Origin of the sequence: Bifidobacterium magnum (genome assembly GCF_000741255.1) — a bacterium.
Classification (GTDB): domain Bacteria; phylum Actinomycetota; class Actinomycetes; order Actinomycetales; family Bifidobacteriaceae; genus Bifidobacterium; species Bifidobacterium magnum.
The window spans coordinates 184,858-209,797 of record NZ_JGZB01000002.1 but is presented as its reverse complement, the minus strand read 5'-3'; the positions used below and the strand labels follow the sequence as shown (position 1 = coordinate 209,797).

25 protein-coding genes are annotated in these 24,940 nt (G+C 54.5%); 10 read left to right on the top strand and 15 right to left on the bottom strand.

Annotated features, from left to right (window positions below):
* Positions 1–211: 211 nt before the first annotated feature.
* Both BMAGN_RS01765 and BMAGN_RS01760 read left to right on the top strand, forming a co-directional pair.
* The gene (locus BMAGN_RS01765; protein WP_022859710.1) at positions 212–577 is read left to right on the top strand and encodes an MFS transporter; all 366 of its coding nucleotides are present in this window, start codon (positions 212–214) and stop codon (positions 575–577) included.
* Between the two features lie 84 nt (positions 578–661).
* Positions 662–1,570, top strand: a complete 909-nt coding sequence (locus tag BMAGN_RS01760; RefSeq protein ID WP_022859709.1) for an SPFH domain-containing protein — start codon at positions 662–664, stop codon at positions 1,568–1,570.
* A 128-nt stretch (positions 1,571–1,698) separates the two neighbouring features.
* Here the strand turns inward: BMAGN_RS01760 and frc are convergent, their stop codons facing one another.
* Both frc and BMAGN_RS01750 read right to left on the bottom strand, forming a co-directional pair.
* Positions 1,699–3,021 (bottom strand): formyl-CoA transferase, encoded by a 1,323-nt coding sequence (gene frc, locus BMAGN_RS01755; RefSeq protein WP_022859708.1) that lies wholly within the window; start codon positions 3,019–3,021, stop codon positions 1,699–1,701.
* Between the two features lie 298 nt (positions 3,022–3,319).
* Positions 3,320–5,800: a phosphoketolase gene (locus BMAGN_RS01750; RefSeq protein WP_034250240.1), complete on the bottom strand. Its 2,481-nt coding sequence runs from the start codon at positions 5,798–5,800 to the stop codon at positions 3,320–3,322.
* A 524-nt stretch (positions 5,801–6,324) separates the two neighbouring features.
* Here BMAGN_RS01750 and guaA point away from each other — a divergent pair.
* Positions 6,325–7,887, top strand: a complete 1,563-nt coding sequence (gene guaA / locus BMAGN_RS01745; protein WP_022859706.1) for a glutamine-hydrolyzing GMP synthase — start codon at positions 6,325–6,327, stop codon at positions 7,885–7,887.
* A gap of 498 nt (positions 7,888–8,385) precedes the next feature.
* On the opposite strand, the gene BMAGN_RS01740 is transcribed toward guaA, so the two are convergent.
* Entirely contained in the window at positions 8,386–8,808 is a 423-nt protein-coding gene (locus BMAGN_RS01740; protein WP_022859705.1) for a helix-turn-helix domain-containing protein, read from the bottom strand.
* 150 nt (positions 8,809–8,958) lie between these two features.
* Here BMAGN_RS01740 and BMAGN_RS01735 point away from each other — a divergent pair, with 150 nt between their 5' ends.
* The 4 genes from BMAGN_RS01735 to BMAGN_RS07815 are packed head-to-tail and all read left to right on the top strand — an operon-like array spanning position 8,959 to position 10,599.
* The gene (locus tag BMAGN_RS01735; protein WP_022859704.1) at positions 8,959–9,168 is read left to right on the top strand and encodes a helix-turn-helix domain-containing protein; all 210 of its coding nucleotides are present in this window, start codon (positions 8,959–8,961) and stop codon (positions 9,166–9,168) included.
* Complete coding sequence (locus BMAGN_RS08795; RefSeq protein ID WP_238548735.1) at positions 9,152–9,667, top strand: tyrosine-type recombinase/integrase; 516 nt, start codon at positions 9,152–9,154, stop codon at positions 9,665–9,667. The genes BMAGN_RS01735 and BMAGN_RS08795 overlap by 17 nt, the downstream gene beginning before the upstream one ends.
* Positions 9,668–9,703: 36 nt before the next feature.
* Positions 9,704–10,231 carry a site-specific integrase gene (locus BMAGN_RS08790; protein ID WP_238548734.1) on the top strand — a complete coding sequence of 176 codons (528 nt, stop codon included), beginning with the start codon at positions 9,704–9,706 and terminating at the stop codon, positions 10,229–10,231.
* Positions 10,231–10,599 (top strand): plasmid mobilization protein, encoded by a 369-nt coding sequence (locus BMAGN_RS07815; RefSeq protein ID WP_022859703.1) that lies wholly within the window; start codon positions 10,231–10,233, stop codon positions 10,597–10,599. The genes BMAGN_RS08790 and BMAGN_RS07815 overlap by 1 nt, the downstream gene beginning before the upstream one ends.
* 65 nt (positions 10,600–10,664) lie before the next feature.
* Here BMAGN_RS07815 and BMAGN_RS01720 read toward each other — a convergent pair whose 3' ends face one another.
* The 5 genes from BMAGN_RS01720 to BMAGN_RS01700 all read right to left on the bottom strand — a co-directional run bounded on the left by BMAGN_RS01720 (position 10,665) and on the right by BMAGN_RS01700 (position 16,766).
* Positions 10,665–11,417 (bottom strand): hypothetical protein, encoded by a 753-nt coding sequence (locus BMAGN_RS01720; protein WP_022859702.1) that lies wholly within the window; start codon positions 11,415–11,417, stop codon positions 10,665–10,667.
* A gap of 36 nt (positions 11,418–11,453) precedes the next feature.
* Complete coding sequence (locus BMAGN_RS01715) at positions 11,454–14,591, bottom strand: type I restriction endonuclease subunit R (protein ID WP_022859701.1); 3,138 nt, start codon at positions 14,589–14,591, stop codon at positions 11,454–11,456.
* Entirely contained in the window at positions 14,592–15,368 is a 777-nt protein-coding gene (locus BMAGN_RS01710) for a restriction endonuclease subunit S (protein WP_022859700.1), read from the bottom strand.
* Positions 15,355–16,077, bottom strand: coding sequence for a protein-ADP-ribose hydrolase (locus BMAGN_RS01705; RefSeq protein WP_022859699.1), 723 nt, complete (start codon positions 16,075–16,077; stop codon positions 15,355–15,357). Before BMAGN_RS01705 ends, BMAGN_RS01710 begins: the two co-directional genes overlap by 14 nt.
* A gap of 62 nt (positions 16,078–16,139) precedes the next feature.
* On the bottom strand, positions 16,140–16,766 hold the full coding sequence (locus tag BMAGN_RS01700) for an NAD(P)-dependent oxidoreductase (protein ID WP_022859698.1): 627 nt from the start codon (positions 16,764–16,766) through the stop codon (positions 16,140–16,142).
* A gap of 213 nt (positions 16,767–16,979) precedes the next feature.
* On the opposite strand from BMAGN_RS01700, the gene BMAGN_RS01695 reads away from it, so the two are divergent.
* Both BMAGN_RS01695 and BMAGN_RS01690 read left to right on the top strand, forming a co-directional pair.
* Positions 16,980–17,291, top strand: coding sequence for a winged helix-turn-helix transcriptional regulator (locus BMAGN_RS01695; RefSeq protein WP_026501996.1), 312 nt, complete (start codon positions 16,980–16,982; stop codon positions 17,289–17,291).
* A 119-nt stretch (positions 17,292–17,410) separates the two neighbouring features.
* Positions 17,411–18,550, top strand: coding sequence for a hypothetical protein (locus BMAGN_RS01690; protein WP_152593253.1), 1,140 nt, complete (start codon positions 17,411–17,413; stop codon positions 18,548–18,550).
* On the opposite strand, the gene BMAGN_RS01685 is transcribed toward BMAGN_RS01690, so the two are convergent.
* From BMAGN_RS01685 to BMAGN_RS01670, 4 genes are all read right to left on the bottom strand, one after another.
* Complete coding sequence (locus tag BMAGN_RS01685; RefSeq protein ID WP_022859695.1) at positions 18,547–18,963, bottom strand: very short patch repair endonuclease; 417 nt, start codon at positions 18,961–18,963, stop codon at positions 18,547–18,549. The two genes, BMAGN_RS01690 and BMAGN_RS01685, sit on opposite strands and share 4 nt — an antisense overlap.
* Positions 18,964–19,002: 39 nt before the next feature.
* Positions 19,003–19,143: a hypothetical protein gene (locus BMAGN_RS01680; RefSeq protein ID WP_155802529.1), complete on the bottom strand. Its 141-nt coding sequence runs from the start codon at positions 19,141–19,143 to the stop codon at positions 19,003–19,005.
* Between the two features lie 70 nt (positions 19,144–19,213).
* On the bottom strand, positions 19,214–19,522 hold the full coding sequence (locus BMAGN_RS01675; RefSeq protein ID WP_022859693.1) for an aldo/keto reductase: 309 nt from the start codon (positions 19,520–19,522) through the stop codon (positions 19,214–19,216).
* A complete protein-coding gene (locus BMAGN_RS01670) occupies positions 19,519–20,370 on the bottom strand; it encodes an aldo/keto reductase (protein ID WP_022859692.1) in 852 nt (283 codons plus the stop codon). Before BMAGN_RS01670 ends, BMAGN_RS01675 begins: the two co-directional genes overlap by 4 nt.
* 158 nt (positions 20,371–20,528) lie before the next feature.
* Between BMAGN_RS01670 and BMAGN_RS01665 the strand changes: the two genes are divergently transcribed.
* Positions 20,529–21,368 (top strand): LysR family transcriptional regulator, encoded by an 840-nt coding sequence (locus tag BMAGN_RS01665; protein ID WP_022859691.1) that lies wholly within the window; start codon positions 20,529–20,531, stop codon positions 21,366–21,368.
* A gap of 12 nt (positions 21,369–21,380) precedes the next feature.
* On the opposite strand, the gene BMAGN_RS01660 is transcribed toward BMAGN_RS01665, so the two are convergent.
* The 3 genes from BMAGN_RS01660 to BMAGN_RS01650 are packed head-to-tail and all read right to left on the bottom strand — an operon-like array spanning position 21,381 to position 24,928.
* Complete coding sequence (locus BMAGN_RS01660; RefSeq protein ID WP_022859690.1) at positions 21,381–22,418, bottom strand: aldo/keto reductase; 1,038 nt, start codon at positions 22,416–22,418, stop codon at positions 21,381–21,383.
* A gap of 30 nt (positions 22,419–22,448) precedes the next feature.
* Positions 22,449–24,077, bottom strand: a complete 1,629-nt coding sequence (locus BMAGN_RS01655) for a hypothetical protein (RefSeq protein WP_022859689.1) — start codon at positions 24,075–24,077, stop codon at positions 22,449–22,451.
* Positions 24,074–24,928, bottom strand: a complete 855-nt coding sequence (locus tag BMAGN_RS01650) for an ABC transporter ATP-binding protein (protein WP_081640866.1) — start codon at positions 24,926–24,928, stop codon at positions 24,074–24,076. Before BMAGN_RS01650 ends, BMAGN_RS01655 begins: the two co-directional genes overlap by 4 nt.
* Between the last annotated feature and the right edge of the window lie 12 nt (positions 24,929–24,940).

The following is a 24,940-nucleotide window of genomic DNA, read 5'->3' as shown; positions in this document are numbered from 1 at the left end:
AAAAGTATTCATGTTACGGTGGATTTCAGTTATCCCGCGATTCGCACGTGGAATTCGCCTTATTGCGCCCATATAGTGCGCCCATCTTCTCAAGGCGGCGGTCGCGCGGTCATAAGAGTTGAAACCGGCTCTTGCATAACTATGCAAACATGCATGGTTTTCATAATTCAACACACAGAACCGCATAACTGAACATAACCGCCATTCACAAGTGGACAGCAAACGCCCCATGCTCGTGATCGGGTTCATGCTGCTGGGTTTGTCGTACGGCGGTTCCATGAGCGCCACGGCGAGCATGAGCAGCACTTTCTTCGGTCAACGCCATTTTGCGATGGATTACGCCATTACCGTGCTCGAACTGGTTCCCGCCGCGATTCTCGGCCCGCTTGTCATTGCCCAAACGGAGCAGGCCACAGGCACGTTTACCGTGGCGTTCTGGATTTTCCTTGGCGTCGCACTCGTCGCGTTTGGTCTCGCCCATATCATTCGCGAGCCGTATGTTCCCGAATCGATGTTGCGTGCGAAACGTGAGCTTATGGCCAAGGAAACGGCCTCTTCCCGTACATCGTTACGGTAAATAATATTCCATCTCGCGCAACCGCCCTTCCCTACCCCGCCCCGTTTCGCTACAGTAAGCAGTCACTGACGAAAGGAGGCGCGCATGGGCGCGTTGCTATTGTTTATCGTGGTGGTCGCCATTGTGCTGATGTGCATGGGCATATTTGTGGTCCAGCAGCAGACCGCCGTCATTATTGAACGGTTCGGCCGGTTCCATCGAATTGTGGGCGCGGGCATCCATTGCCGCATTCCCGGGATCGACAAGATCGCCAAGCGCGTCGAGTTGCGTACCAGACAGGACAAGTTCGACTTGTCCGCAAAAACGAAGGACAACGTTACGATCGACATGACCGTCGCCGTCCAATATTGCGTGTCCACGCGCCAAAGCCAGCGTGTGGTCGACAGCGGCATCTACCGCAGTTATTATGCGCTGTCGAGTCCCGAGGACCAGATGAAATCGTATATCGTGGACGCGTTGCGTTCCACGGTTCCCCAGTTCACGTTGGATTCCGTGTTCGACGAGAAGGACGCGATCGCCGAGAACGTGCGTGCGCAGGTCTTCGCGCATATGATCCAGTACGGGTATGAAGTTGTGGGCACGCTGATCCAGTCGATCAAACTGCCGCGCGACGTCGAATCCGCCATGAATGCGATCAACGCGGCGGAACGCGAGAAAGTGGCCGCCAAGTCGCGCGCCGAGGCCGAGCGTATCCGCGTGGTCACGGAAGCGGAGGCGAAGGCCGGCGCCATGAAAGAGGCGGGCCGCGGTATCGCCGAGCAGCGCAAGGCCATTGCCGAGGGCATCAAGGATTCGCTGGCTACTATCCGCGAATCGGGCGTGACCACGGCGGAGGCGAATGAACTGTTCACATTCACCCAGTGGGCCGACATGATGACGGATTTCGCGAAGAATTCCCATGCCTCCACAGTGGTGCTGCCCAGCAATTTCAAAAGCGGCGCCTCGATGATGGAACAGATGATCACGGCGAACACGGCCGACAAATACCAGTAATGTGCCGGTACCGGGGCGAGCCGGGTACAGCTACGAGATGTATGCATAGACAAACGCGCGCCCCGGCATGCTAAAAACGGGATGGACTCATACGAGCCCATCCCGTTTTCAATCACTCAGGAGGTAACTCACTTCTCGAGCAGATCGGCCTTGACGCCGTCGTTGCTGCCGATCACGCCTTCGGTGGTCAGCTGCGAGATCTGGTCCTCGGTGTAGCCCAAGGACTTGAGGATCTCCTCGTTGTTCTCGCCCAGCTTCGGAGCGGCCTTGTAATCCGGGGTGAAGCCGCTGATCGTGAACGGAACGCCGATGGTCTTGAAGGAACCGCGCGCATCGCCCTGGTCGATGGACACGATCGTGCCGTCGGAGTTGAGGTCGGGATCGTTCTCGATCTCGTTCCAGTCGAGCACCGGGCCGACCGGGACGCCCTTGGCGCCGAGCACGGTGGTCAGGGTGTCCTTGTCGTACTGCATCGTGTACTCTTCGACGCGCTTGTAGACCTCGGCCTTGTGCTCATCACGGGCGTTCGCCGTGTTGAAGTTCGGGTCGGTCAGCCAGTCTTCGAAGCCCAGAGCCTTGCAGAAGTTCTCGAAGCCCTTCTCGGACTGCTGGATGACGATGTACACGTAAGCGTTCGGATCGGTCTCCCAGCCCTTGGCGCGGTAGCACCAGCCGAGCACCAGGCCGCCTTCGGCGTTCTCGCCGCGCGGGATGGCCTTGCCGAACTTGTAGTTCGGGTAGCAAGCGTAGTAGGACAGCTCGTGCAGGTTGTCGAGGATGAGCTGATCGCGCAGCTTGATGCGGCACAGGTTCAGCACGGCGTTCTGCATGGACTGATACACGTATGTGCCTTCACCGGTCTTCTCGCGCTGCATCAGGGCAGCCAGAATGCCGATCGTCAGGTGCATGCCGGAGTTGGAGTCGCCCAGAGCGGCAGCGGACTGCGTCGGCTGCGTGTGGTCGCCTTCGTTCCAACCGGTTGCGGAAGCGGCGCCGCCGGCGGACTGTGCCACAGGCTCGAAAGCCTTCACGTGCTCGTAGCGGCTGCCCTTGTTGAAGCCCTTCAGGGAGGCCATGACGCACTTCGGGTTGATCTCGTGCACCTGTTCCCAACCAAAGCCAAGCTTCTCGACGTCGCCCGGGCCAATGTTCTCTACAAATACATCAGCATCCTTGAGCAGGTCGGTAAGAATCTTCTTGCCTTCATCGGTCTTCATATCCAGCGTCAGCGACTTCTTGTTGGCGTTGAGCTGCAGGAAGTAGAGCGAGTAGGAACCGTCCACGTCGTTCATTTCGTTACGCGTCGGATCGCCGCCCTTGACCTTTTCAATCTTGATGACGTCGGCGCCCAACCATGCCAGCAGCTGGGTGCAGGACGGACCGGACTGGACCTGCGTCCAATCGATTACCTTGATGCCTGCCAGAGGAGCAGTATTCGTTGTATCAGTCATAAGACCTCCTTGAAGTTGATGGCATCAATATACCTATCCAAAATTGAGAGTTTCCTGAGTTTGCGCTAACAGTTCAAATCTCAAGAAACTCCCAGTTTCCATTCAGAAAAGGCCGATATATGCGCCACTTTTTCTTGAGGCACCTGTCAGCTTCGCCGTATGTGGGGGGCTTCCTCGAGCCGCGAGATGCGAGGCATATGCCGGCATAGCCAACGACATATACAAACAAAAAGGAGCGTGCATGGAATCCATGCACGCTCCCCTTTTAGCCTTGAGAAGCTAGCCTAGCGGCCTATGCTCACTCGTTATCGCCAGCGGTTGCGGCGGTAGCGGAGACAGCACCCGGCAGATCGGTCTTGACGCCCGGCCACACCCAGTCGGTGTAATCCGGAATGTCGTAGCCGTTCTCGACGGTGAACTCGTAAGCTTCCTTGCGGAACTTCTCGAGCTTGTCGATCTCGTCCGTGTACTTGTCGGCGTCGATCATACGCAGAGCCGTAGCGGTCAGTTCGTAACGATCGATGTCGTTCACGCGCACCATGTCGTACGGCGTGGTGGTGGAACCCTGCTCCTTGTAGCCAACGACGTTGAAGTTGTCGTGGTTCGGGCGATCGAAGATCAGGCCGCGCACGTCGTGTGCGTAGGAGTGGTAAGCGAACAGAACCGGCTTGTCCTCGGAGAAGAGCTCGGAGAACTCTTCGTCGGACAGGGCTTCGTCGTTCTCCTTGGCGGACTGCAGCTTGAGCAGATCCACCACGTTGACGACCTTGAACTTCACGCCGAGCTTGTTCAGGCGATCAGCAGCAGCCATGAGTTCCTGCGTCGGGACATCGCCAGCGGCAGCCAGGATGATGTCGGCTTCGTCGTTGGATTCCACGTTGGAAGCCCACTTGAATTCGCCGGCACCCTTGGCAACGAGCTCACGAGCCTCGTCCAGCGTCGTCCAGGTAGCAGCAGGCTGCTTGCCGGCGATGATGGCGTTGATGGCGTTCGTGGACTTGTAAGCCTTCTCAGCGATAGCCAACAGAACGTTGGAATCGGTGGCGAAGTAGATGTTCACGACGTGATCGTTGTTGAACGTCTTGTTCAGCAGGACGGAGGTGACACCCGGATCCTGGTGAGAGAAGCCGTTGTGGTCCTGACGCCACACGTGAGAGGAAACCAGCAGGTTCATGGAGGAGATCGGCTTGCGCCACGGGATCTCGCGAACCGTTGCTTCCAGCCACTTGGCGTGCTGGTTCAGCATGGAGTCGATCACGTGCACGAAGGACTCGTAGGAGCTCCAGATGCCGTGACGGCCGGTCAGCAGGTAGGCCTCGAGGAAGCCTTCGCACTGGTGCTCGGACAGCTGCTCGGTGACCTGGCCGGTGACAGCCATGTGCTCGTCAACGAGGTCGCGAGACAGGTAGCCGTTGTCCCACTGCTTGTTGGTGACTTCGTAGGAAGCCTGCAGACGGTTGGAAGCGGTCTCGTCAGGTCCGAAGATACGGAACGAATCCGGGTTGTTCTTGATGACGTCGCGGGTGTACACGCCCAGACGACGGGTAGCCTCAAGCTGGCCCCAGCCGTGGCCGTATTCCTTGACTTCCTTGACCTCGTAGTCGTCGAGGTTCGGCAGGTCGAGTTCCTGGCGGATCACGCCACCGTTGGCGTTCGGGTTAGCGCCGATACGGAGCTCGCCCTTCGGCATGAAGGCGGTAACGTCTTCCTTCACAGCACCGTTGGCGTCGAACAGCTCTTCCGGCTTGTAGGATTCCATCCAGTTCTTCAGGACGTTGAAGTGGTCCTCGGTATCGCGGGCGGAAGCCAGCGGCACCTGGTGTGCACGCCAGGAGCCTTCGGTCTTCTTGCCGTCGATGAACTTCGGGCAGGTCCAGCCCTTCGGCGTGCGGAAGATGATCATCGGGTAGAACGGACGCGTGGTGTCGTCGGTGTTGGCGGCAGCCTTGATGTCGCAGATCTCGTCGAAGACGGTCTCGAACAGCTCGGCGAAACGACGGTGGATCGACAGGTGATCTTCGTCATCGAAGCCAGCGACGAACTCGTACGGGTGGTAGCCCAGGCCGCGGAAGAAGTCGTGCAGCTCTTCGTCGGACACGCGAGCGAGGATGGTCGGGTTGGCGATCTTGTAGCCGTTGAGGTGCAGGATCGGCAGCACGATGCCGTCGGTGCGCGGGTTCACGAGCTTGTTGGACTGCCAAGAGGTAGCCAGCGGGCCGGTCTCGGCTTCGCCGTCGCCGACGATGCACGGCACGAACAGGCTCGGGTTGTTCATCACAGCGCCGTAAGCGTGGGACAGAGCGTAACCCAGCTCGCCACCTTCGTGGATGGAGCCCGGGGTTTCCGGAGCGAAGTGGGAAGGAATGCCACCCGGGTAGGAGAACTGACGGAAGAACTTCTGCAGGCCTTCCTCGTCCTTCGTGATGTTCGGGTAGTACTCGGTGTAGGTGCCGTCCAGGTAGGACTGAGCCGTACCAGCCGGGCCGCCGTGGCCCGGGCCCATGATGAACACGGTGTTCTGCTGGTGGTCAGCGATCAGACGGTTGATGTGAGCCAGAAGGAAGTTCAGGCCCGGCGTGGTGCCCCAGTGGCCGACAAGACGGTACTTCACATCGTCACGAGTGAAGGGTTCCTTCATCAGCGGGTTGCTGCGCAGATAAATCTGGCCGATGGACATGTAGTTGGACGCGCGCCAATACTTGTCCATACCTTCAATAGCTTCCTCGGAAACCGGGCGGTTGAGCTTCTTCCAAGGGGTGCCAATAACAGGACTTGTCATGTGTACTCCTGTACTCCTTGCACAAGTGTGCAAATGTTGTTTTCTTACAGTCGGTGCGCGTCGTTCCGGAACTGTGCGATTCCGATCGGGCGCGTTACCAATCGTTGTTTATAGTACGGGTTATGCGTGACTTTGTGAACCCTTTTTGAACGTGTCTGATACTAAATGTGCTCTTTTTTACCGTTTTTGTTCATTTTCGACCTCGATTTGTGAAGATAAAAATTTTCGAAAGATTCGCTGAAAACGTTGCCATATCAATGGAAATCGCTATATTCACTACGGCTTCCACGTTAATTTCCGACCCCAAAAGGCGGCGTGTTGAGAAAATGTGAATGTTCTAGTTCAGCCGTGAGAACTATTTGCAACAAGGGGGAATACACACGCTTTGATCACATTCGTTCGTTTGCGCTCCGACACCGTATAACAAACCGGAAACGATCAGTATGTTAAGGTGGCCAACTACACGCCCATGGCCCGGTCGGCCATGGCTCATTTCGCAACACATATATAAAAGGGGTCAATTTATGGCTACAGGGCCAGTACTCGTTGTTGATTTTGGCGCCCAGTACGCGCAGCTCATCGCCCGCCGCGTGCGCGAGGCCAATGTGTATTCGGAACTCGTCCCCCACTCCATGCCGGTGGAACAGATGCTCGCGAAGGATCCGCAAGCCATCATCCTCTCCGGCGGACCCGCCTCGGTATATGAAGAAGGCGCACCCCATATTGATCCAAAGATTTTCAACGCCGGCATCCCCGTGCTCGGCATTTGCTACGGCTTCCAGGTCATGGCCCACGAACTGGGCGGCGACGTGGACAAAGCCGCGCTCGGCGAATACGGCAAGACCATGGCCGTCATCGACAAGCCGAGCGGCATGCTTGAGGATTCCCCGCGCGAACAGGATGTGTGGATGAGCCACGGCGTGGCCGTAAAGCAGGCGCCGGAAGGTTTCGAGGTGCTCGCCCACACCGAGGGCGCGCCAGTGGCCGCCATGCAAGATGAATCACGCAAGCTGTACGGCGTGCAATGGCACCCGGAAGTCAAGCACACTCCGCTCGGCCAGGATTTAATCGTCAAGTTCTTGCACGAGTGCGCGGGATTGGACAACAACTGGGATTCCAAGAGCATTATTGACGACCAGGTCGCCAAGATCCGCGAACAGGTGGGCGACGCCCAGGTCATTTGCGGCCTATCGGGCGGCGTGGATTCCGCCGTTGCGGCGGCTCTCGTGCACAAGGCCATCGGCGACCAGCTCACCTGCGTGTTCGTGGACCATGGTCTGCTGCGCAAGGGCGAAGTGGAGCAGGTCAAACACGACTTCGTGGCCGCCACGGGCATCAAACTCATTGCCGTGGACGCCTCCGAAGACTTCCTGAGCGCCTTGAAGGGCGTGTCCGAGCCCGAAAAGAAGCGCAAGATCATCGGCGAAAAGTTCATCCGCACCTTCGAGAAGGCCCAGCGTCAGGTCATCGAGGAAGCTGGAGCCCAAGGCAAGGAAGTGAAGTTCCTCGTGCAGGGCACGCTTTACCCCGATGTAGTCGAATCGGGCGGCGGCGACGGCGCCTCGAACATCAAGTCGCACCACAATGTGGGCGGCCTGCCTGAAGATTTGAAGTTCGAATTGATCGAACCGCTGCGCACGCTGTTCAAGGACGAAGTGCGCGCCATCGGCACCGAACTCGGACTGCCGGAAGAAATCGTGTGGCGCCAGCCGTTCCCGGGTCCAGGCCTCGGTATCCGCATCATTGGTGACATCACCAAAGAACGCCTCGATATTCTGCGTGAAGCCGATGCTATTGCGCGTGAAGAACTCACTAAAGCTGGCCTTGATCGCGATATTTGGCAGTGCCCTGTCGTATTACTCGCTGGTGTCCATTCAGTGGGTGTTCAAGGTGACGAACGTACCTATGGTATGCCGATTGTGCTGCGTCCTGTCAGTTCAGAAGATGCTATGACCGCTGACTGGAGCCGAATCCCCTACGACGTACTCGCTGCTATCTCCACGCGAATCACTAACGAATGTCGTCAGATTAATCGTGTAGTACTCGACTGCACGTCTAAGCCGCCGGCAACGATTGAGTGGGAATGACCGAACGCATGTTTGCATAAACCACCGTTTGTCATTCCTCTGGACGTAACGATTCGCAGTGCATCGCATTGAGTTTCAAGCCACCCGCAACAAATTAGAATGACAAAATGAAATAGCCCCTGTTTCTGGATGGAAATGGGGGCTTATTTGCGCAGTTCAGAGCAAATTTTGATCGTAATCATTCCAAAAAGGTGATGCTGCTTGCGTCGTGCTGCATTCCTTGATTCTCCATGACTCTTGACGACGCTTTATGCGCATCCGTAAAACCACCAACAATCACTCCCTTTGCCTGTTTCGCCAAAAACCCGACTGATTCGAATCAAATCCGAATCAAGGCCATATTTTGCAATGCTATTTCAAGAAATCGCAGGTCAAATTGAGGGAGCGACAAATCATATTTTACGTTGAAATTTCCACACGATCGCAATCGAATTGCATGAAAAAACGGCCTGAAGGCCGTTTCGTTTGATTCAGATTCATTCCTTAAGTGGCTTAATATCAGGCGAAGGAAGCCTTCCATTGCTCGACTTCTTCGTGCGTCATCTCTCCTGCATTTTCCGAATCAACAACATCCTTCCAAGCCTTAAGAGCAGCAACAAGTTTTGGCGCAGCATTATTGCTGGAATCTATCTTCAAAACGATATCCCCGTCGGATTCGCCTGGGGTGAGTCCAAACTCGTCCTGAATTCTGAACAGAAGCTCCAATGCTTGTCTTGCCGACGTGAGCGGAATCTCCCGCAATGCCTCTGGGGAGACCTCCAATGCTGAGGCAATAGCTGATATCTGCTCATCCCCTGGCGTTCTATTGCCCAACTCGTAGTTCCTGATCTCGGAGTCAGTCATTCCGCATTTCTCCGCAAGCTGCACCTGCGTCAATCCAGCGGCGTTCCGATATTTCTTTATGAGCTCGCCCGTCTTCATATTGATTCGCTCCAAATTTGGACTAAATGGCCTCAGATAGCATCTGATGGAAATTAGAACACGAAAGTGAACGGTACATATTGATCGTTCAATAGTGAACTATTACTACGGAATCATTAACCGTTCATCTATGAACTATTAGGAGGATATATGAAGACAGAGAAATCTCGTCTGCTCGGTGCTGCCGAAGTCTCTGAAAGACTTGGCGTTTGTAGGAGCAAAGCCTACAAGATCATCCAGGAGCTCAACTCGATGATGGAATCAAAAGGCTACAAGACCATCCCAGGGAGAGTAGGCAGCAAGATCTTGGAGGAAACGTACTTCAGTAAAGAGAAAGGCTGTGATGGCAATGACCGTTAAGCAGGCAAGCAACGGCACATGGTTTACCCAATTTCGCTGCAAGGACAAGTTTGGCGAAGAGGTTCACAAATGCAAGAGGGGCTTTGAGACCCCGGAGGAGGCACAGGCATGGGAGGACGACTTTATCGCGTCTTCTGGGTGCACGATGGCCATGACGTTCGGTGAGTTCTACAAAGTCTACGAAGCCGACGTGCGTCCGCGACTCAGGGAGCATACCTGGAGGCGGAAAGAGTACGCAATCAAAAGCAGAATCCTGCCTCACTTCAAGAACCATCGTATGAGCGAGATCCAAAGCCTTGACATCATCCGTTGGCAAAACGAGCTCATGAAGCCAACGCAGAACAACGGCAAGAGCTACAGTGCAACATATTTGCGTACCATCAATAATCAACTCACGGCAATACTGAATCATGCGGCACGACATTACGGTCTTCATCCGAACCCCGCAGTGCGCACTGTGAAGATAGGCTCCAAAGACACCAAGGAAATGCTCTTCTGAACAAAGGAGGAATACCTCAAATTCTCCGACGCGATGATGGCCGAGCCGTTGTATTTCGCGATATTCGAGATCCTTTATTGGACGGGTATTCGCGAAGGGGAGCTACTTGCGTTGTCCCCCGACTCCTTCGACTGGAAGCGCAATACCATGCGCATAGACAAGTCCTATCAGCGTTTGGGAAGCAAGGACGTTATTACTGACCCGAAGACACCCAAGTCGATTCGCACGATCAAGCTCTCCAAGTTCCTCGCTGAAGAAATCAAGGATTATTTGAGCAGGCATCCCAAGATCGGTTCTAACGATCGTATGTTCAAGGTGTCGAAACATCAGCTTGCTAAAGCCATGACGAGAGGATGTAATGAATCGGGTGTAAAGCGCATCCGCATCCATGACCTCCGGCATAGCCACGTTAGCCTTCTCATAAACATGAGCTTCACCGCTCTTGCGATTGCTGATCGCATGGGTCACGAGGCTACAGATATCACGTTCAAATACGCTCATCTTTTCCCAAGCGTCCAAGATGAAATGGCTGAAGAGCTCGAAGTCGAAAGAGGTGGATTCTGATGTCCTGCCCCAACCACCGACGCAAGAGGACCATATCCAAGGCTTTTCGCGTTAGCCGGGAGGAAAGTGAACGGATTGAGCTGCTTTCTAAGGCTGTCGGGGTCACTCAGCAGGAATACATCATGACGAAGATTGAGGACAAGGAGTTCACGATCATCCCCGATATACGGACCTACAAAATGCTTCGTGACGAAATGAGGCTCGTATACCAGGAGCTTTGCCGTCTACGCGATTGTTCGGCAATGGATGAAAGGCTCGTTGAAAAGCTGATTCTTCTATCCGATTTGTTTGCGGGTCTAGCCGGCGAAGACTATCAAAGCCAACTAGATGAAGAAGACAGCCTGATCGAAAGCATGGGTCGCGAGTGAGTCGTTTTTGCAAGTAGGATTGGTAAATTGCGCCCGCACTCCATTGTGGATACGGGCGCAACTAATCAGAAGAAGAGAGGTTGCCAACCGTGATTCTTCTGTATCGTCTTGATTCTGGATTCGAGTTCTTGCTGCAGTTTCTTCCTGCCATCGGCATTGTTGTTGTAAACCAGAACTCTGTGGTGCTTGAGGTCGAAGGGGACGTCGTCGATTGACTGTGCAATCGGAATGACTTCCTTGCGTAGTGCATGCGCGATTCCTGTCTCGTACATCACATTAGGATTCTTCCCGGTGAAGTCTACTATCACTATGCACGCATCAGAAATCAATTTGAAGATATCCTTAATTAGTATTGTGTTTTCCCAGACATCATCGGCTGCCTTAAGATCTAACCCAGCATTGGAGCAAGCCGATTTCAAAACGTCTCTTACTTCGTCAAATGAGTGTGCGAAAGGCATCATCGCTGTAGCCAGTGTCATATCTACGGATGATGGTGCTACATCTGTCGAAGGAAAAATCTCATCTAGTGAGTCTGCACTGACTACTGTACTCTCGGAGCCTTTCTCATTAACCATACCTTCGAGCAAATCAAGAACTTCCGGTTCTTCTTTGAGCAGCTTTCCTAGAACGTCTCCGACGCAGGCGGCATAATCCTCGTCTCCAAAATGAAGGCTTCTTAAAAGCCTTGGATGGCTGCTAATGATGTTTCCCTTGTCGCCAAGATAGGTTGCAAGAAATTCCCAGTCTCCCGAATCGAATTCATTCAGGACATAATCCTTTATTCTTTTGACTCTTGCTATATGGTTTCTGTCAATCATTCTTCTAATCGGCTCCGTAATTACCAATTACTCAGACTATGCAGCTCTGTCGCAGGTGTAGTAATAGTTGTAGATCGCATTTTCGTATTTGACGACATCTTCTTCGGTGTACGAGTCGGGCAGCTCTTGCCAGAGAATGTTGCGGATGGTCGTATAGACGATCGCCTTGGTCTGGTCCTTGTCTGTCCAGCTCACCATCTCGGATAGACGTGCCTCTATTGCATCATTGAGCTCTATCGCGACTGATTTGATAGCCTTGATGTCCGCTTTGGTCAGGTTCTCCTTGAAAAGCAGTTCGAAGACAGACATTTGCTGCTCGCTTGTGAAACCCTCGCGTATATATTCCTTCTGCTTCTCGTCGAGCTCTTCGGAGAGTTTCATGAGCTCTATGAACGTTTTCTCGATCGTGGCTTTGTCTTGTTCGGCGTTATAGTCTTCGATGATTTGCTCATATCGCGAATAGAAGTCGACGCGCAGCGGATTGGCTTTCATCGCCTTCTCAAGGCGGTCCTCAAGCACTGCCGAGAAGTCATCCAACAGGATTTCCTTGCGCTGCACGCGCTCGAATTCCGCGCTCAATTTGTCGAAGTCAATCTTGCTTATGTCGAATTTCGTGCTTGCTTTCTTGTCTTCATCTGCGCCGGTAACGTTTATGCATTCGTCGACTATGGACTGTAATTTCACCATCTGCTCCGTCGTGTCTGCTACGTCGACTCGCTTGTTAAGGTAGTTGTAAATGGCCCTTATGGCATCGCGCTTTACCCAGAGCTCCTCGCCAATTTCCTCAAGACTTGTGAATCGGAACATCTTGAAAAGCTCACGGGATAGTATGCCGAAACGCTTCTTGGTCTCAAGCGAGCCGGATAACGCGTTCGCCCCATCCTGAATACGCTCAAGACGCTCAAAGCCCTCCGCTCCGATAAGGTTATCTAGATCAAAACCGTTCGCTGTAAGCAGTTCTTCGATTTCATCCGTTAGGCCCCCAATGCGCTCAATCAGCTTTTCTTTCTCGACGACAGGATCTTCGCCGTACTTGCCTTTGCTGTTCGTGTAGTCTGCAAGGGCCTTTCTCATGGCCTTGACGATGCCGACGTAGTCGACGATGAGGCCGTTGCTCTTCCCCTCGCTCACACGGTTGGCGCGGGCTATGGCCTGCATAAGAGTGTGTGCCTTCATGGGCTTGTCGAAATACATGGTTCCGAGCGGCTTCACGTCGAATCCCGTCAGCCACATCGCGCATACGAACACGACGCGAAGGGGGCTATTCTTGTCCTTGAACTCGTCCTCCAATTTGCGTTCGATCATCTTCTTACGATGCTCTCGGATGTCGAGTCCCCATTTCTCGAAACGCGACACCTCGTTTTGCTCCTTGCTGACCACAACGGCCATCTCGGTCTCTTCCATCCAGGAGATCTTGCGCTTGAGCTCCAGCGCTTCTTGTTGGTCCAGTGTAGCCAAGCGCTTCTTCTGCGAGGAAATTTCCTGCGCCCAGTATTCCTGTACGTAGTCGAACATCATCACGCATGTGACCTTGTTCACGCTGATAAACATCGCCTTGCCCGATTCCCAATGCTTGCTGTAATGCTTTACGAAATCCTTCGCGATGGTGCGCAGCCTCTTCTCGCCCATGAGGATATGGACGTCTCTACTCATGTCGCGTTGCAGCTTTTCCGTCTGGTCCTCGTCTAGGTCCATGTTTTCGAGCTCTGCAAGCAACTTGTCGTTGATATCTGGGTTTTCTATCTGGAGGATGTCGCTTCTGTTCTCGTAATAGAGGGGCACAGTAGCTCCGTCTTCGACTGCTCGCTTGAAGTCGTAGACGGATAGGTAACCGCCGAAGGTGCGCTTTGTAAGGTGGTCATCCTGAAGAAGAGGGGTTCCCGTGAAACCGATTTTTGATGCCGTGGGAAGGATGCGGTTCATGTTGTCAGCGTAGATTCCGTTATTCGTGCGATGCGCCTCGTCGGACAAGATGATGATGTCGTGGTTAGGAGTGATGGGCTCAACATTCGGGTTGTTGAACTTATGAATCAGGGAAAAGATGAAGCTGGGATTTCCCTTCAACTTCTCTATGAGGTCCTTACCACTTGACGCAATGCTCCGTTTGGCAGGCACATTGCCCAGCGCGCCGCAGCTCTCGAACGTCTCGCTAATCTGCATATCAAGCTCGTCGCGGTCCGTAAGCACGAGGAACGTTGGCGAAAGCGCAGAAGACCTTCGCTTGATTTTGCGGGCGATGAATACCATAGAGTAGCTCTTGCCACTGCCTTGGGTATGCCAGAAGACGCCTAATTTGCCATTGTTGAGCTCACGCTCCTCGAATGCCTGCACAGCCTTGTTCACGCCAAGGAACTGATGGTTGCGCGCAAGGATCTTCACGGCGGGAGATTCGAAGTGGTCGAACAGGATGAAATTCTCGAAGAGGTCTATGAAATTCCTCTTGCTGCACACTCCTCGAAGCATCGTCTCCAATTCGACAGAGCCGGTCTCGTCATCCTCATCAAGCCTCTTCCAATCGTGGAAATACTCATACGGGCTTCCCAAGGTTCCGATCTTCGACTCCAGGCCGTTTGAGAGGATCACAAAAGCGTTGAAGTGGAATATCTGCGGGATAGTGTCCTGATAGTCGGTGTAGTTGTCCTCGTACGCACGCCGCACATCCTTGTCATGGCGTTTGAACTCGACGAACATCAACGGGATGCCGTTGACGAACCCGACGATGTCACATCTTCGCTCGTAAAGAGGCGACTTTACCCAGAGCTCCTCGGCTATGAGGAAGTGGTTCATTTCTGGATGGTCGAAATCGAATATCTGCGCACGCTCTTCGTACTTGCTTCCGTCTTCTCGCGTGCGTTCAACAGGGATGCCATCCCGAAGCATGTCGTATTTCTTCTCGTTCGTTTGCAGGAGCGTGTCGGTGGCAAGTGTCTTCTTGAGAGTAGCTATCACCTGGGAGATTTCATCTTCCTCAAGCCATTCGTTGAGTTCAAGCAATGCGGGCTCTAGATAGCGTTCGAGAATCACGTCTTCGTAGGATTCTCGGCCAAGAGTTCCGTCCTTGCCGAGTACTTCGTCATCAAAGCAATAAACGAGATCCCATCCAAGCTCATTATGGAGCAATTCGCCTGCTGGCTTCTGAACTGACTCTTCCTCTGAATATCGGCTCTTAGGCACCTAGATCACCTCGATTTCGCCAGACATAAGTTTTGGAAGAAGACGGTCGCGCGCTTCTTGAAGACGACATATCTCTTCGTCGCGTGTCCAAATTTCAGAATCTATACACGATACGTGCTTTTCGAATAATTCGATAACACGAATATCGGGGATTATGCATTCAATTGTTTTGAGAGTATCGGAATTAATTGAAGCGTATATAGACCCATTGCCCATCAAGTCTTTCTTGTAGAACTTCTCTTTCAGAAGGTACAAAAGAAAAGATTGAGTGTGGTATTTAGAGTTAATTGCGGCTAAACCACGTCCTATGGCAATACGCGCTTTCGTAAGGTTTATGGATCCAACAGGCGCTCTAACGCTAAACAGGATGCTTCCAGATTTTGCCTCTCGTTTCCATTGACTTGTATACGTTTCATTTACAACGAATCTATCTGAGTAGCCCTTAACACCTTGGTGAAACGGCAATCCCTCTCCAGAATTGTTGTAAAATTCAGATTTAGGACTTTGCCCAAAAACCAATTCCGCAATTTCTGATAGTTGTCCAGTGCGCCAGCCTTTTGGGAGGTTGGTTTCGGGGTTGATAGGTGCGGTTTCATGGTCGGGGAATTTGAGGTCGATAAACCATTCCTTGTAAAGTCGTTGCGCAGCTTCTTCCAGTAACCTGATCTGCTTTCGGGTGTTCTCGATTAGCTTGTCGTAGCTGTGTAAGACTCCTGCAATTCGCTTCTGCGTTTTAGCACTCGGCAGATTTATTGGAAGGTTTCTAATTATGGGCATATGAATCAAGCCAATTCCGCACCGCCTTGACCGCAATTTCCGCAGCCTCCTTCTGCGGAAAACCAAACACGCCTGTGCTGATGCAGCAAAAGGCAACCGATTTTGCACCAACCTCGTCAGCAGCATCCAAGCACCTTCTGTAGCAATCGGCAAGCGATGCGCAATCCACATCGGTTGGTCGCCCATTCGCGATAGGGCCGACGGTATGGATGATCCACTTCGAGGGAAGATTATAGGCGGACGTTATCTTTGCCATCCCAGTTGGCTCAGGATATCCCTGCTCCTTCATAAGCTTCGCGCATTCGGCCCTCAACTGGATGCCGGCAAATGTGTGTATGGCGTTGTCTATGCAGAAGTGCCCCGGCACCCAGCATCCGAGCATCTGTGAGTTGGCGGCATTCACTATTGCGTCAACGCGAAGCGTCGTTATGTCCCCGCGCCAAAGAAAAATGCGCTTATCCGCGGCACTGCGCTGAAGACCGGCCGCGTCTGTGATTCCCGCATCGCCAATACGGCTTTTAAGCATCCTGTCCTGCGCTTGCAAAAATTCATCAGAGACAGGCTTTGCTTCTCGCACATTCACGAGGTTGCGATAGACAGAGAACAGCTTATCGGCATTGCCTTCCGCTGAAGCCAACAGTTCCTCCGCATCATCATCACCGTAGCGTTCCCTCACAAGGTATTCGACGCAGTATTCAAGGTCCTTCATAATCCCACTTCGTCCTTTCCTCATCCGCGTGCACGACGTCTACGACGCGCACGCTCGGAAGCCTACTTGCGGACGACCGAGATACGCTCCCGAATGTGGTTTCCGTTCTCGATCTCGTCAGCCATGGCGATAGCGTAATCGGCGTAGCTGATGATAGGCCCTTGACTGCCTGCCATCAGCTCCTCTCCTCCAAGCTGGTATTCGCCGGTGCGCTCGCCGTCAGCCTGGAAATCCGCGGCCGGACTGATGTAAGTCCACTTGACGTCATCTCGATTGCGCAAGTCAGCCAAAGCTGCGGCCATGGCTGCAGACAAAGGCTGGAAGGCATCAGGGAATTCCGGGGTCTGGTTGAGGGTCATCGTGTGCTCGGAATCGACAAAGAGGCTGCCAGCGCCGCCGACCACGAGAAGACGCGTGTCCGTCCCAGAGAGGATGTCGCAAAGGTGAGCGAGCGTGGTCGAGTGCTCGTTGAGCGTCTCAGGCGTCCAAGCGCCGAATGCGTCAACAACAGCATCAAAGCCTTCGAGATCTGCCTTTCTCAGATCCATGATGTCCTTTTGTATGAAATGCTGGGCGTCTGTTTGGTTTGCACTACGGGCGATTGCCGTCACGTCCTTACCGCGTGCGACCAGCTCGTTTGCGACAAGCTTTCCCGCCTTACCGTTTGCTGCTACAACTGCGATCTTCATTCTTCCAGTCCCTTCATTCGGATTAGCCGGATTGATTCCTGCTTGCGCTGATATTATAATCAATGGAATAAATATGAAAGTAGGCACCTTAAAGTGCTATAGGTACCTTAAAGTAACCATTGGCGTTATACAAGGGATAGGGGATGTAGGTTGAAAGAGATTTCCACGAACTATACCGAATACCGAAACGACGACTTTCCAGCGCGCGTAGATCTGCCAGATTGCCCCGTAGAGACGTGTGTGTCGCTTGTTGGCAGCAAATGGAGACTCCTCATAATGCGCGACCTTCTCATGAACGGCTCTATGCGTTTCAAGGAGCTTCAACGCTCTATAGGTGGGATTTCCCAGAAGGTGCTCACGAACAACCTGCGAGACATGGAAGCCTCAGGACTTGTCGTGCGCCGCGTGTACGCCGAGGTTCCTCCGCGTGTAGAGTATTCACTGACTGAGATCGGAGAGAGCCTTCGCCCCATAATGGACGCCATGTGGGCATGGGGCGAGGGATATCAGTCACTGGCGCGTTAGATGTGTGGAGTTCTAATATGGAATCCGCATAACATTAGTCTGGCGTCATTTTGACGTCAGGAATATCGCTCTGCCGCTATAGCCGCACTGAATCTTATTCCGCTGGTATTGTTTTACGAATGAACGCGCAGATGAAAGACTTACGGGTCGCTAGCGGCACATCCCCTTCAAATGCCTCGCCCTCGGAGATGCACGGACACGCCCCCTCCCAGGCTAAAGATACATGGATTTTCAATGCACAAGCCACAGCTACGCTCGGATTTTCCCTCTGGTATGTCTATGAGGACTATTTGAAACTCGGAGTGTTGCCATCAGGCGGTCCTGTCTCCCATTTCTACGGCTGGGCAAGCAACTGGTGGTTCGCGCTGCTGATCGCGGTATTTTATTTCGCCGCCGGCTACTTGTATGAACGTCACCAGCATGTGACCGACTTCCACCAGTTCGCGACTTTTATGAAGCGGGAAGCCATTGTGCTGCTTGTTCCCTATGTCTCGTTCACGGTGCTCGTGCTTGTGGACAATTCGCTTATTGGAGCAAACCCCGGATTCAGCCTTGCGAATCTGGGCGGCAAACTGTTTTTGTCCCCTAACGGATCATTGGGCTATTTCATCGTGCTTATGGCCATATTTGTGGTCACGCGCACGCCGCAAACCGACAAAGGCGCTGCGGCGTTAATGGCGTGCGCCATGGCCGCGAAACTGGCGTCCATGGTAGTTGCCATAGCGTTGCCGGGCTTCTATGCGGGCTTGGGGTATTTCGTCACCAACTTCGCCGAGAACTGGATATGGTTCGTGCTCGGAGTGTTCATTGCGAAATATAAGGCGGAAGCCGCCTTAGGGAATTTCCCGATGGCCTTCACCGTATGCGCATTCCTGCTCATGTTCTTGGCTTCGGGATGCATGCAAGACCTGACCTCAAACCTGTATGTGCTGTCGATCACCATTTTTGGCATAGCTGTCTTCTTCTCCATAACCGGAGCCGTGTTTAAGAACGGAAGAACCGACAAATTCTATGCGTTCATCGGCAAATACACCATGGCGATCTGGCTGATGCATCCGATTCTGGCCCAGATCACACTCTGGGCATTAAAGCTTATGGGAATCACAAACGCCACCAGTGCGGACGGATGGGGAATGCCCGTGCTGGCCTTGGCCCTTCCTCTAGCCTGCTACGTATTCCCGGTCCTCGTGATGATGCTGCTCGACCGGACCTGGAAGTTCGGTTTCATCGTCTACCCAGCCAGATATTTGAAACACTAGCCTTCCACTACCTCGTTGTAGACACGCTGCAGCGTATCTTCCAGCAGGCTCTTTTTGAGTTCGCATTCCCAGACGGTCACCACATTCCAGCCGGCCTCGGCCAGTTCGCTATGGTTGCGTTTGTCCCGTCGCTCATTGCGCGTGATTTTTTCGGTCCAGAATTCCACATTCGATTTGGGCCAGTGGAATTTTTCACAGTCATGATGGTGCCAGAAGCAGCCGTTGACAAATATTACGGTTTTGTACTTGCGCAATACAATGTCGGGAGTGCCCGGCAGTTTGCGTACATTGATGCGGTACCTGAGCCCACGCGAGAACAAATACTTGCGGACAACAATTTCCGGTTTCGTATTTTTGCTACGGATTCTCGACATGATCTGGCTACGTTTGTCCGCAGACACAATATCTGTCACAGCACTCCCGACATTATCGCTTAATTTATTGCGACAATATCACTTCTTGGCGTCAGCCCAAGCCACTTTCACCGTGTAGGCGTCACCAAGGGCCGCATTGAACATGTCCTTGATGTTTTTGGCAGCTTCCGTTTTCGCCTCTTCCAGCAATCCGCCTTCCACCGCCTTCTTTTCACTCATTTCTACGCATTCGCGCTGGAACTGGTCAACGTCGGACACCTAGATGGGGTTGAGAATGTTGTTGTTTTCCTCAAGCACTCCAGACTCCTCCATAACGGATGCCGAATTTGGTCGCAATCACCACGTCGTCGCGCACGCCGGCCAGCGCCTGGCCCACCACCCGTTCGTTGGCGAAGGGATCTTCCGGAGTTCCGTATATTTCCGCGGTATCGAACAGCGTATACCCGTCATCAAGCGCCGAATGGATAACCGCGATCGCCCGGTCCTCGGCAAGCGGCTCCCCGTATGCATGCGTAAGTCCCATGCAACCGTATCCGATTTCGGATACGCGGATTCCGCTATCTCCCAGCGTTCGCATATGCATATTGTTCATACTCATGCGGCCTGCTTTCCGAATGCGAGAATGCCTTCGATGGATTCGCCGTCATGATGGTCGAAGAAGAGGGATTTGCCTTCGTCAAGCGCCGCGATCGCGTCCATGTCGTCATGGTCAAGCGTGAAGTCGAACACGTCGAGGTTTTCGCGCATGCGGTCCATATGCGTGGACTTAGGGATCACGATGACGCCGTTCTGGATGAGGAAGCGCAACGCGACTTGCGCCGTACTCTTTCCGTACTTGGCGCCGATGGCCGCCAACACGGGATTGGTGAAGTATCCGTTCTTGCCTTCGGCAAACTGGCCCCACGCCATGTGGGCCACGCCATACTTGTCAAGCGTGCGGCGCAGCTTCTTCTGCTGCTGGAACACGTGCGTTTCCACCTGGTCCACGGCGGGAGTCACTTCCGCAAAATTGCAAATGTCGGCCAGTCGGTCGCTCAGGAAGTTGGAAACGCCGATTGTGTGCACGAGCCCGTCCGCATACGCCTTTTCCATGGCGCGGTACGTTCCGTAATAGTCGGAGAACGGCTGGTGGATAAGCAGCAGATCAATGTAATCGGTATCAAGCTTTTCCAAAGAGCGCTTGATCGAGTCGGCCGCCTTCTGTTCGCCCGCATTGGAAATCCAAATCTTGGTGGTAATGAACAGGTCCTCGCGGGCGATGCCGCTTTTGGCGATCGCCTTTCCTACACCCTCTTCGTTGTAATAGGCCTGGGCTGTGTCGATGGAACGGTATCCGACTTCCAGCGCGTCCGTCACGCAGCGCTCGCAATCCGCAGGATCCACTTGGTAGACACCGTATCCCAGCATGGGCATCTCCACTCCATTGTTCAACGTTTTGTATTCCACGATAATCCCTTTTCACTATGTCAAATTTGTCCTTAGTAATTCCCCCACTCTATGAGTTTTTCGCTTGTTATATGGCGTCTGGCTATGCGTATTATGATGGTCGCTATGCTCAGCGCGCATAGTGCGGTACATATAGGCGAGGGAAAGGGACGAGTCGCATGGAACTGGAACAGCTCAGGCAACTGGAGACCATAGCGCAAACAGGATCCATATCCGCCGCCGCAAAACGCATGAACATTTCTCAACCTGCGCTCTCACGCTCCATGAAGCGTCTTGAGTCCGAATTCGGCATGGAACTGTTCACGCGTACCAAAAATTCCTCCACATTGAACGATGCGGGAAGAACGGCTGTGGAATTGGCCCAATCCGTAATCGCGGAAGCCGAACGTATGCGGACCTCACTGAAAAGTCTTGCCGACTCCCGGCGCCAGATGCGTATTGTGTCTTGTGCGCCGGCGCCGCTTTGGAAAGCGCTTCCCGCATTTTCCGAGCTCGCGCCCGACGCCATTGTTTCCACGGAACTCGTCCCTTCACAGGACGCCCTGCACATGCTGCTCGAACAACGCGCGGCATATGCCATTCTTCCTTTTGTGCCACAAGAACCGCATATCTTCAGTTTCCCGTTCATGACGGAGCGCCTTTTCGCCTCGCTTCCGCAGCACCACGCATTTGCCAAGGAAGCAAGCGTCCGGGCCGAGCAGCTGGATGGCGAGACGTTCCTGCTTTTCGAAGGCATCGGCATATGGCGCCCCACCGTGGAACAGGCGATGCCGAACGCGCATTTCGTAACCCAAAAGGACTACGTCATCTACCAGGAGCTCAGCCGAACTTCTCCCCTCCCCGGTTTTGCCACGGATCTGAGCCGAGATACGCGCAACACCAAAGGACGCATCCTGGTACCGTTCGAGGACACTTGGGCGCGCAAAACATTCCATTTATGTGCCGTCAGTCCCGAACATATGGACTGGCTCAAACGCAGGCTGACGGCACAGGCGTGATCGATTACAGCACTAGCCTTTCGGCGACTCGCGCGTCCAGACCTGTTCCTTCGTCGCGGACTCCGGCATGTTTTGTGCCACGACGCCCACAATCGCGTGAGGAACATAAGGTTCCTGCAAGTATTGGATTTCCTCGGGCGTGAGCTCGAGCTCCACGGCTTTCACGGCGGTGTCCACATGGCGCATTTTCGTGGCTCCGACCACCGGGGCCGTTACTTTGGTCAGCAACCATGCGAGCGCCACTTCCGACATGGACACGTCATGGCGTTGCGCCAGCTGCGCGACGCGGTCAATGATGACGGCGTCTTCTTGCGCGGTTTTGTCATACTTGAATTTCGCGTACGAATCTTCTTGCAGGCGTTTGGAGCTTTCCCCGGGATGGCGCGCCAACCTTCCGCTGGCGAGCGCGCTGTAGGGAGTCATGGCGATATTGTTTTCCGCGCACAGTCGTGCCATTTCGCGCTCTTCTTCGCGGAAGATCAGGTTGTAATGGTTCTGTACGCTCACGAACTGGGCGAAGCCGTTCGCGGCGGCGACATCGTTGGCGTGGGAAAGCTGGTACGCCCAGGCGTTCGCTATTCCTATGGCGCGTACCTTGCCGGATTCCACGGCGTTGTTGAGTCCTTCCATCACGTCTTCTATGGGCGAGCGGTAGTCCCACATGTGGTAGATGTACAGGTCCACGTAGTCCATGCCCAAGTGGCGCAAGCTCATGTCCAGGCTGCGCCGAATGTGTTCTTGCGGGCTTATACCGTTGTCGATTTCGTCATTGGTTCTCGGGAGGAATTTGGTGGCGACGACCACGTTTTCTCGTTTCACGAAGTCGCGGAGCGCGCGTCCCACATATGCTTCGCTCGTGCCGTTCTGATAACCGATCGCGGTGTCGAAAAAGTTGATGCCTTCATCCAGGCCATGTTTGATGATCTCGCGAGACGGCGCTTCGGGAAGCGTCCACGAATGCTGCCCGTTGGCCGGATCTCCAAATCCCATGCAGCCCAAGCAGATGCGCGATACCGTCAGATCAGATGTACCCAGTTTTGTGTATTTCATGCTTTTAAATTACTCGACAATCTTGCGCGCTCATTTGCTGAGCGCCGCGAACTCCTCCAGCGTATGCAGGATCTTGAGTTCGCGCTTGTCCAACGTTTTGGCGCCAAGCCACGTTCCGAGCATCAAAATACCCGCACCGTTGACTACGGCCACGACGGAAATCAGCCATGTCCAAGCGGAAACCTGCGCGACAAGCGCGTATATGGCGACGCCGATCGTGGGCGCCATCACCACAATGGATAGCAAAATGTACAGGAACGGGAAGAATCCTTGCGCGGCTACTCTGCCTTGCGGGGATGAGAACGGTTTGGCAATGGATGGGACGGGATAGAGGAATACCGTCGAAAACCATTCGGATACGCCCAACGCGGCGAGCGCCGCACTGAAGCCGATCACAGTGAACGCCAATCCCTGTTCTACGCCTTGCGCGGTTTTCCAATCCCCCGTAATGAGGAATATCGCCACGGCCATCAGCAGGTAGAGCGCCACAAACATGACGACATACAGTCGCACGCGTCCTATGCGGTCCTGTTTTCCCGAGGTCCCCGCAATGACCTGCATGGCGAATCCGCGTCCGTCGTAAGGCAGCCCGTTGCTTTCGGGAATGCACAACACCCAACCAATCCAGATGACGGCTTGCCATACCACGGCGCTGACGCCATGCGATTCGAGTGCGAAAATCGCGATGAACAGCACGGGGAACACGAACATCATGCCTTGTCTGGGATCCCTGCGCAGCATGGTGGCCACGCGTGCGGTCACGGCTCCCGAAGGCGAGTCGGGAACATGCGCGAACATGCCCACGCCTTTGGCGGCCTTGTATCCTCCGGCCGGGTCGGTCAGCAGCCTCTCATGGCGGATGCACCATACGGATACCGCAAAGCATACGGCGCAGAACACCGCCGCGACAAGGATGCGCAATACCCATAATCCCCAATGGCCCGCTTGCGCGTCAAACGGCAATGCGAACAGCGAGCCGAGCGGCAGCCAGCCCAGCACGTTGGTCAGGCCCGCAAAGTCTTCCATCCGTATGGATATCGCGCCTTCGTTGTTCAGGATGAGGCCGGGGACCTGCGCGCAGACGATCACGAACAGTGTCAGCGCGATATAGAACATGTTGCGTCCGCGCTGCGAGCGCACCAGCGTGGTGGCGAGCGCCGTCACGGCTTTGCACAGGAACATGAACGTGACAATGATAAGCGGCGCGGCGAGCGTGGCGCTGAGGACCGCCGCTGTTCCCATCCAGCGGTATCCGGGCGCCCAGCACAGCAGCGCGAGCGTTCCCACGATGGACGGCAGTCCACACAGTCCCGCGACGGTCAAGCCCATTTGCAATCGCGTGTCGGGAATGCCGTATATTTCGAATTTGCGCAGCGTCATGCTCGAACCTTCGCCGAGCACCATGATTTGCAGCAGTGCGATCACGAGCAGCATGGCTGTGCCGCAGCACACCATGACGGCACGCAACGCATGGAGCCAGGTGGCGCTGTCGCCGCCCAGCGCGGGCCCTTGTCCGAGCACTACCGCGGCCACTACCGCCGCGCCCACGCATCCGCTTCCCATCAATACCGCCAGCACGTAGGCCACGATCTGCCATGGCGATGTGGTGAACGCGCGCAACGTGAGCGTCCAGCGCAAACGGGCCAATGTCGCAATCATCGTTCGCCTCCCTCGTGTCGGCTTGCGGACGCTTCACCATGGTCACGCCCGGCGTCGAGCCACGCCAAACGGGCGGCCCCATGGCGTCCTCCCACAAGTTGCAGGAACCGTTCTTCCAGGTCCCCACCGTTGGCGACCTGTTCCACGGTTCCGGCGGCGGCGATTTGCCCGTGGTTGATGATTGCCACATGCGTGCACATTTTCTCGACCAGCGCCATGACATGTGAGGAGATGATCACCGTGCCGCCTGCGGTCACATACTCTTGCAGGATGTCCCTGATATTGGCGCTGGAAATCGGGTCGACCGCTTCAAACGGTTCGTCGAGCACAAGGATGGGCGGGTTGTGGATCATGGCGCTCGCCAAACAGATTTTCTTCGTCATGCCGGCCGAATAGTCGGAGACGGACTTGTGCGCCGCCTCGGTCAGGTCGAAGGCGACAAGCAAGTCTTTGGCGCGCCGCATCACTTCCGCGCGCGACAGCCCCCGCAGCATTCCCGCGTACGTGAGCAGCTGTATGCCGCTTAACAGGTCGAAAATCTGGTCGGGTTGCGGCATGAGGCCGAGACTTTGTTTGGCGCGGTTCACATCGCTCCACTCGTCATGGCCGAGCACCATGGCGGTGCCGGCATCGGGTTTGAGCATGCCCGTCATCATGGTGATCGTCGTGGTTTTGCCCGCCCCGTTGGGTCCGACCAGGCCGTAGAACGACCCTACGGGAATGTCGAGTGAAAGCCCGTTGACCGCCACTTTCTCATTGAACCGTTTATACAGGCCGCGAACCGATACGGCCGCGTCCGGATTGGGCGGCACCGGTTGCCCCATGGGCCGCGCTTGTGCAGGCATGGGCATGGGACGTGGTTC

Coding starts and splice junctions, on each gene's coding strand:
- BMAGN_RS08790 (WP_238548734.1), top strand. CDS start 9,704: ATGGCCGAGCCGTTGTATTTCGCGATATTCGAGATCCTTTATTGGACG.
- BMAGN_RS01750 (WP_034250240.1), bottom strand. CDS start 5,800: ATGACAAGTCCTGTTATTGGCACCCCTTGGAAGAAGCTCAACCGCCCG.
- BMAGN_RS01655 (WP_022859689.1), bottom strand. CDS start 24,077: ATGATTGCGACATTGGCCCGTTTGCGCTGGACGCTCACGTTGCGCGCG.
- BMAGN_RS01720 (WP_022859702.1), bottom strand. CDS start 11,417: ATGATTGACAGAAACCATATAGCAAGAGTCAAAAGAATAAAGGATTAT.
- BMAGN_RS01700 (WP_022859698.1), bottom strand. CDS start 16,766: ATGAAGATCGCAGTTGTAGCAGCAAACGGTAAGGCGGGAAAGCTTGTC.
- BMAGN_RS01675 (WP_022859693.1), bottom strand. CDS start 19,522: ATGAGTATGAACAATATGCATATGCGAACGCTGGGAGATAGCGGAATC.
- BMAGN_RS01760 (WP_022859709.1), top strand. CDS start 662: ATGGGCGCGTTGCTATTGTTTATCGTGGTGGTCGCCATTGTGCTGATG.
- BMAGN_RS01665 (WP_022859691.1), top strand. CDS start 20,529: ATGGAACTGGAACAGCTCAGGCAACTGGAGACCATAGCGCAAACAGGA.
- BMAGN_RS01650 (WP_081640866.1), bottom strand. CDS start 24,928: ATGCCCATGCCTGCACAAGCGCGGCCCATGGGGCAACCGGTGCCGCCC.
- guaA (WP_022859706.1), top strand. CDS start 6,325: ATGGCTACAGGGCCAGTACTCGTTGTTGATTTTGGCGCCCAGTACGCG.
- BMAGN_RS08795 (WP_238548735.1), top strand. CDS start 9,152: ATGGCAATGACCGTTAAGCAGGCAAGCAACGGCACATGGTTTACCCAA.
- BMAGN_RS01660 (WP_022859690.1), bottom strand. CDS start 22,418: ATGAAATACACAAAACTGGGTACATCTGATCTGACGGTATCGCGCATC.
- BMAGN_RS07815 (WP_022859703.1), top strand. CDS start 10,231: ATGTCCTGCCCCAACCACCGACGCAAGAGGACCATATCCAAGGCTTTT.
- BMAGN_RS01710 (WP_022859700.1), bottom strand. CDS start 15,368: ATGCCCATAATTAGAAACCTTCCAATAAATCTGCCGAGTGCTAAAACG.
- BMAGN_RS01680 (WP_155802529.1), bottom strand. CDS start 19,143: ATGAGTGAAAAGAAGGCGGTGGAAGGCGGATTGCTGGAAGAGGCGAAA.
- BMAGN_RS01740 (WP_022859705.1), bottom strand. CDS start 8,808: ATGAAGACGGGCGAGCTCATAAAGAAATATCGGAACGCCGCTGGATTG.
- BMAGN_RS01735 (WP_022859704.1), top strand. CDS start 8,959: ATGAAGACAGAGAAATCTCGTCTGCTCGGTGCTGCCGAAGTCTCTGAA.
- BMAGN_RS01690 (WP_152593253.1), top strand. CDS start 17,411: ATGAACGCGCAGATGAAAGACTTACGGGTCGCTAGCGGCACATCCCCT.
- BMAGN_RS01705 (WP_022859699.1), bottom strand. CDS start 16,077: ATGAAGGACCTTGAATACTGCGTCGAATACCTTGTGAGGGAACGCTAC.
- frc (WP_022859708.1), bottom strand. CDS start 3,021: ATGACTGATACAACGAATACTGCTCCTCTGGCAGGCATCAAGGTAATC.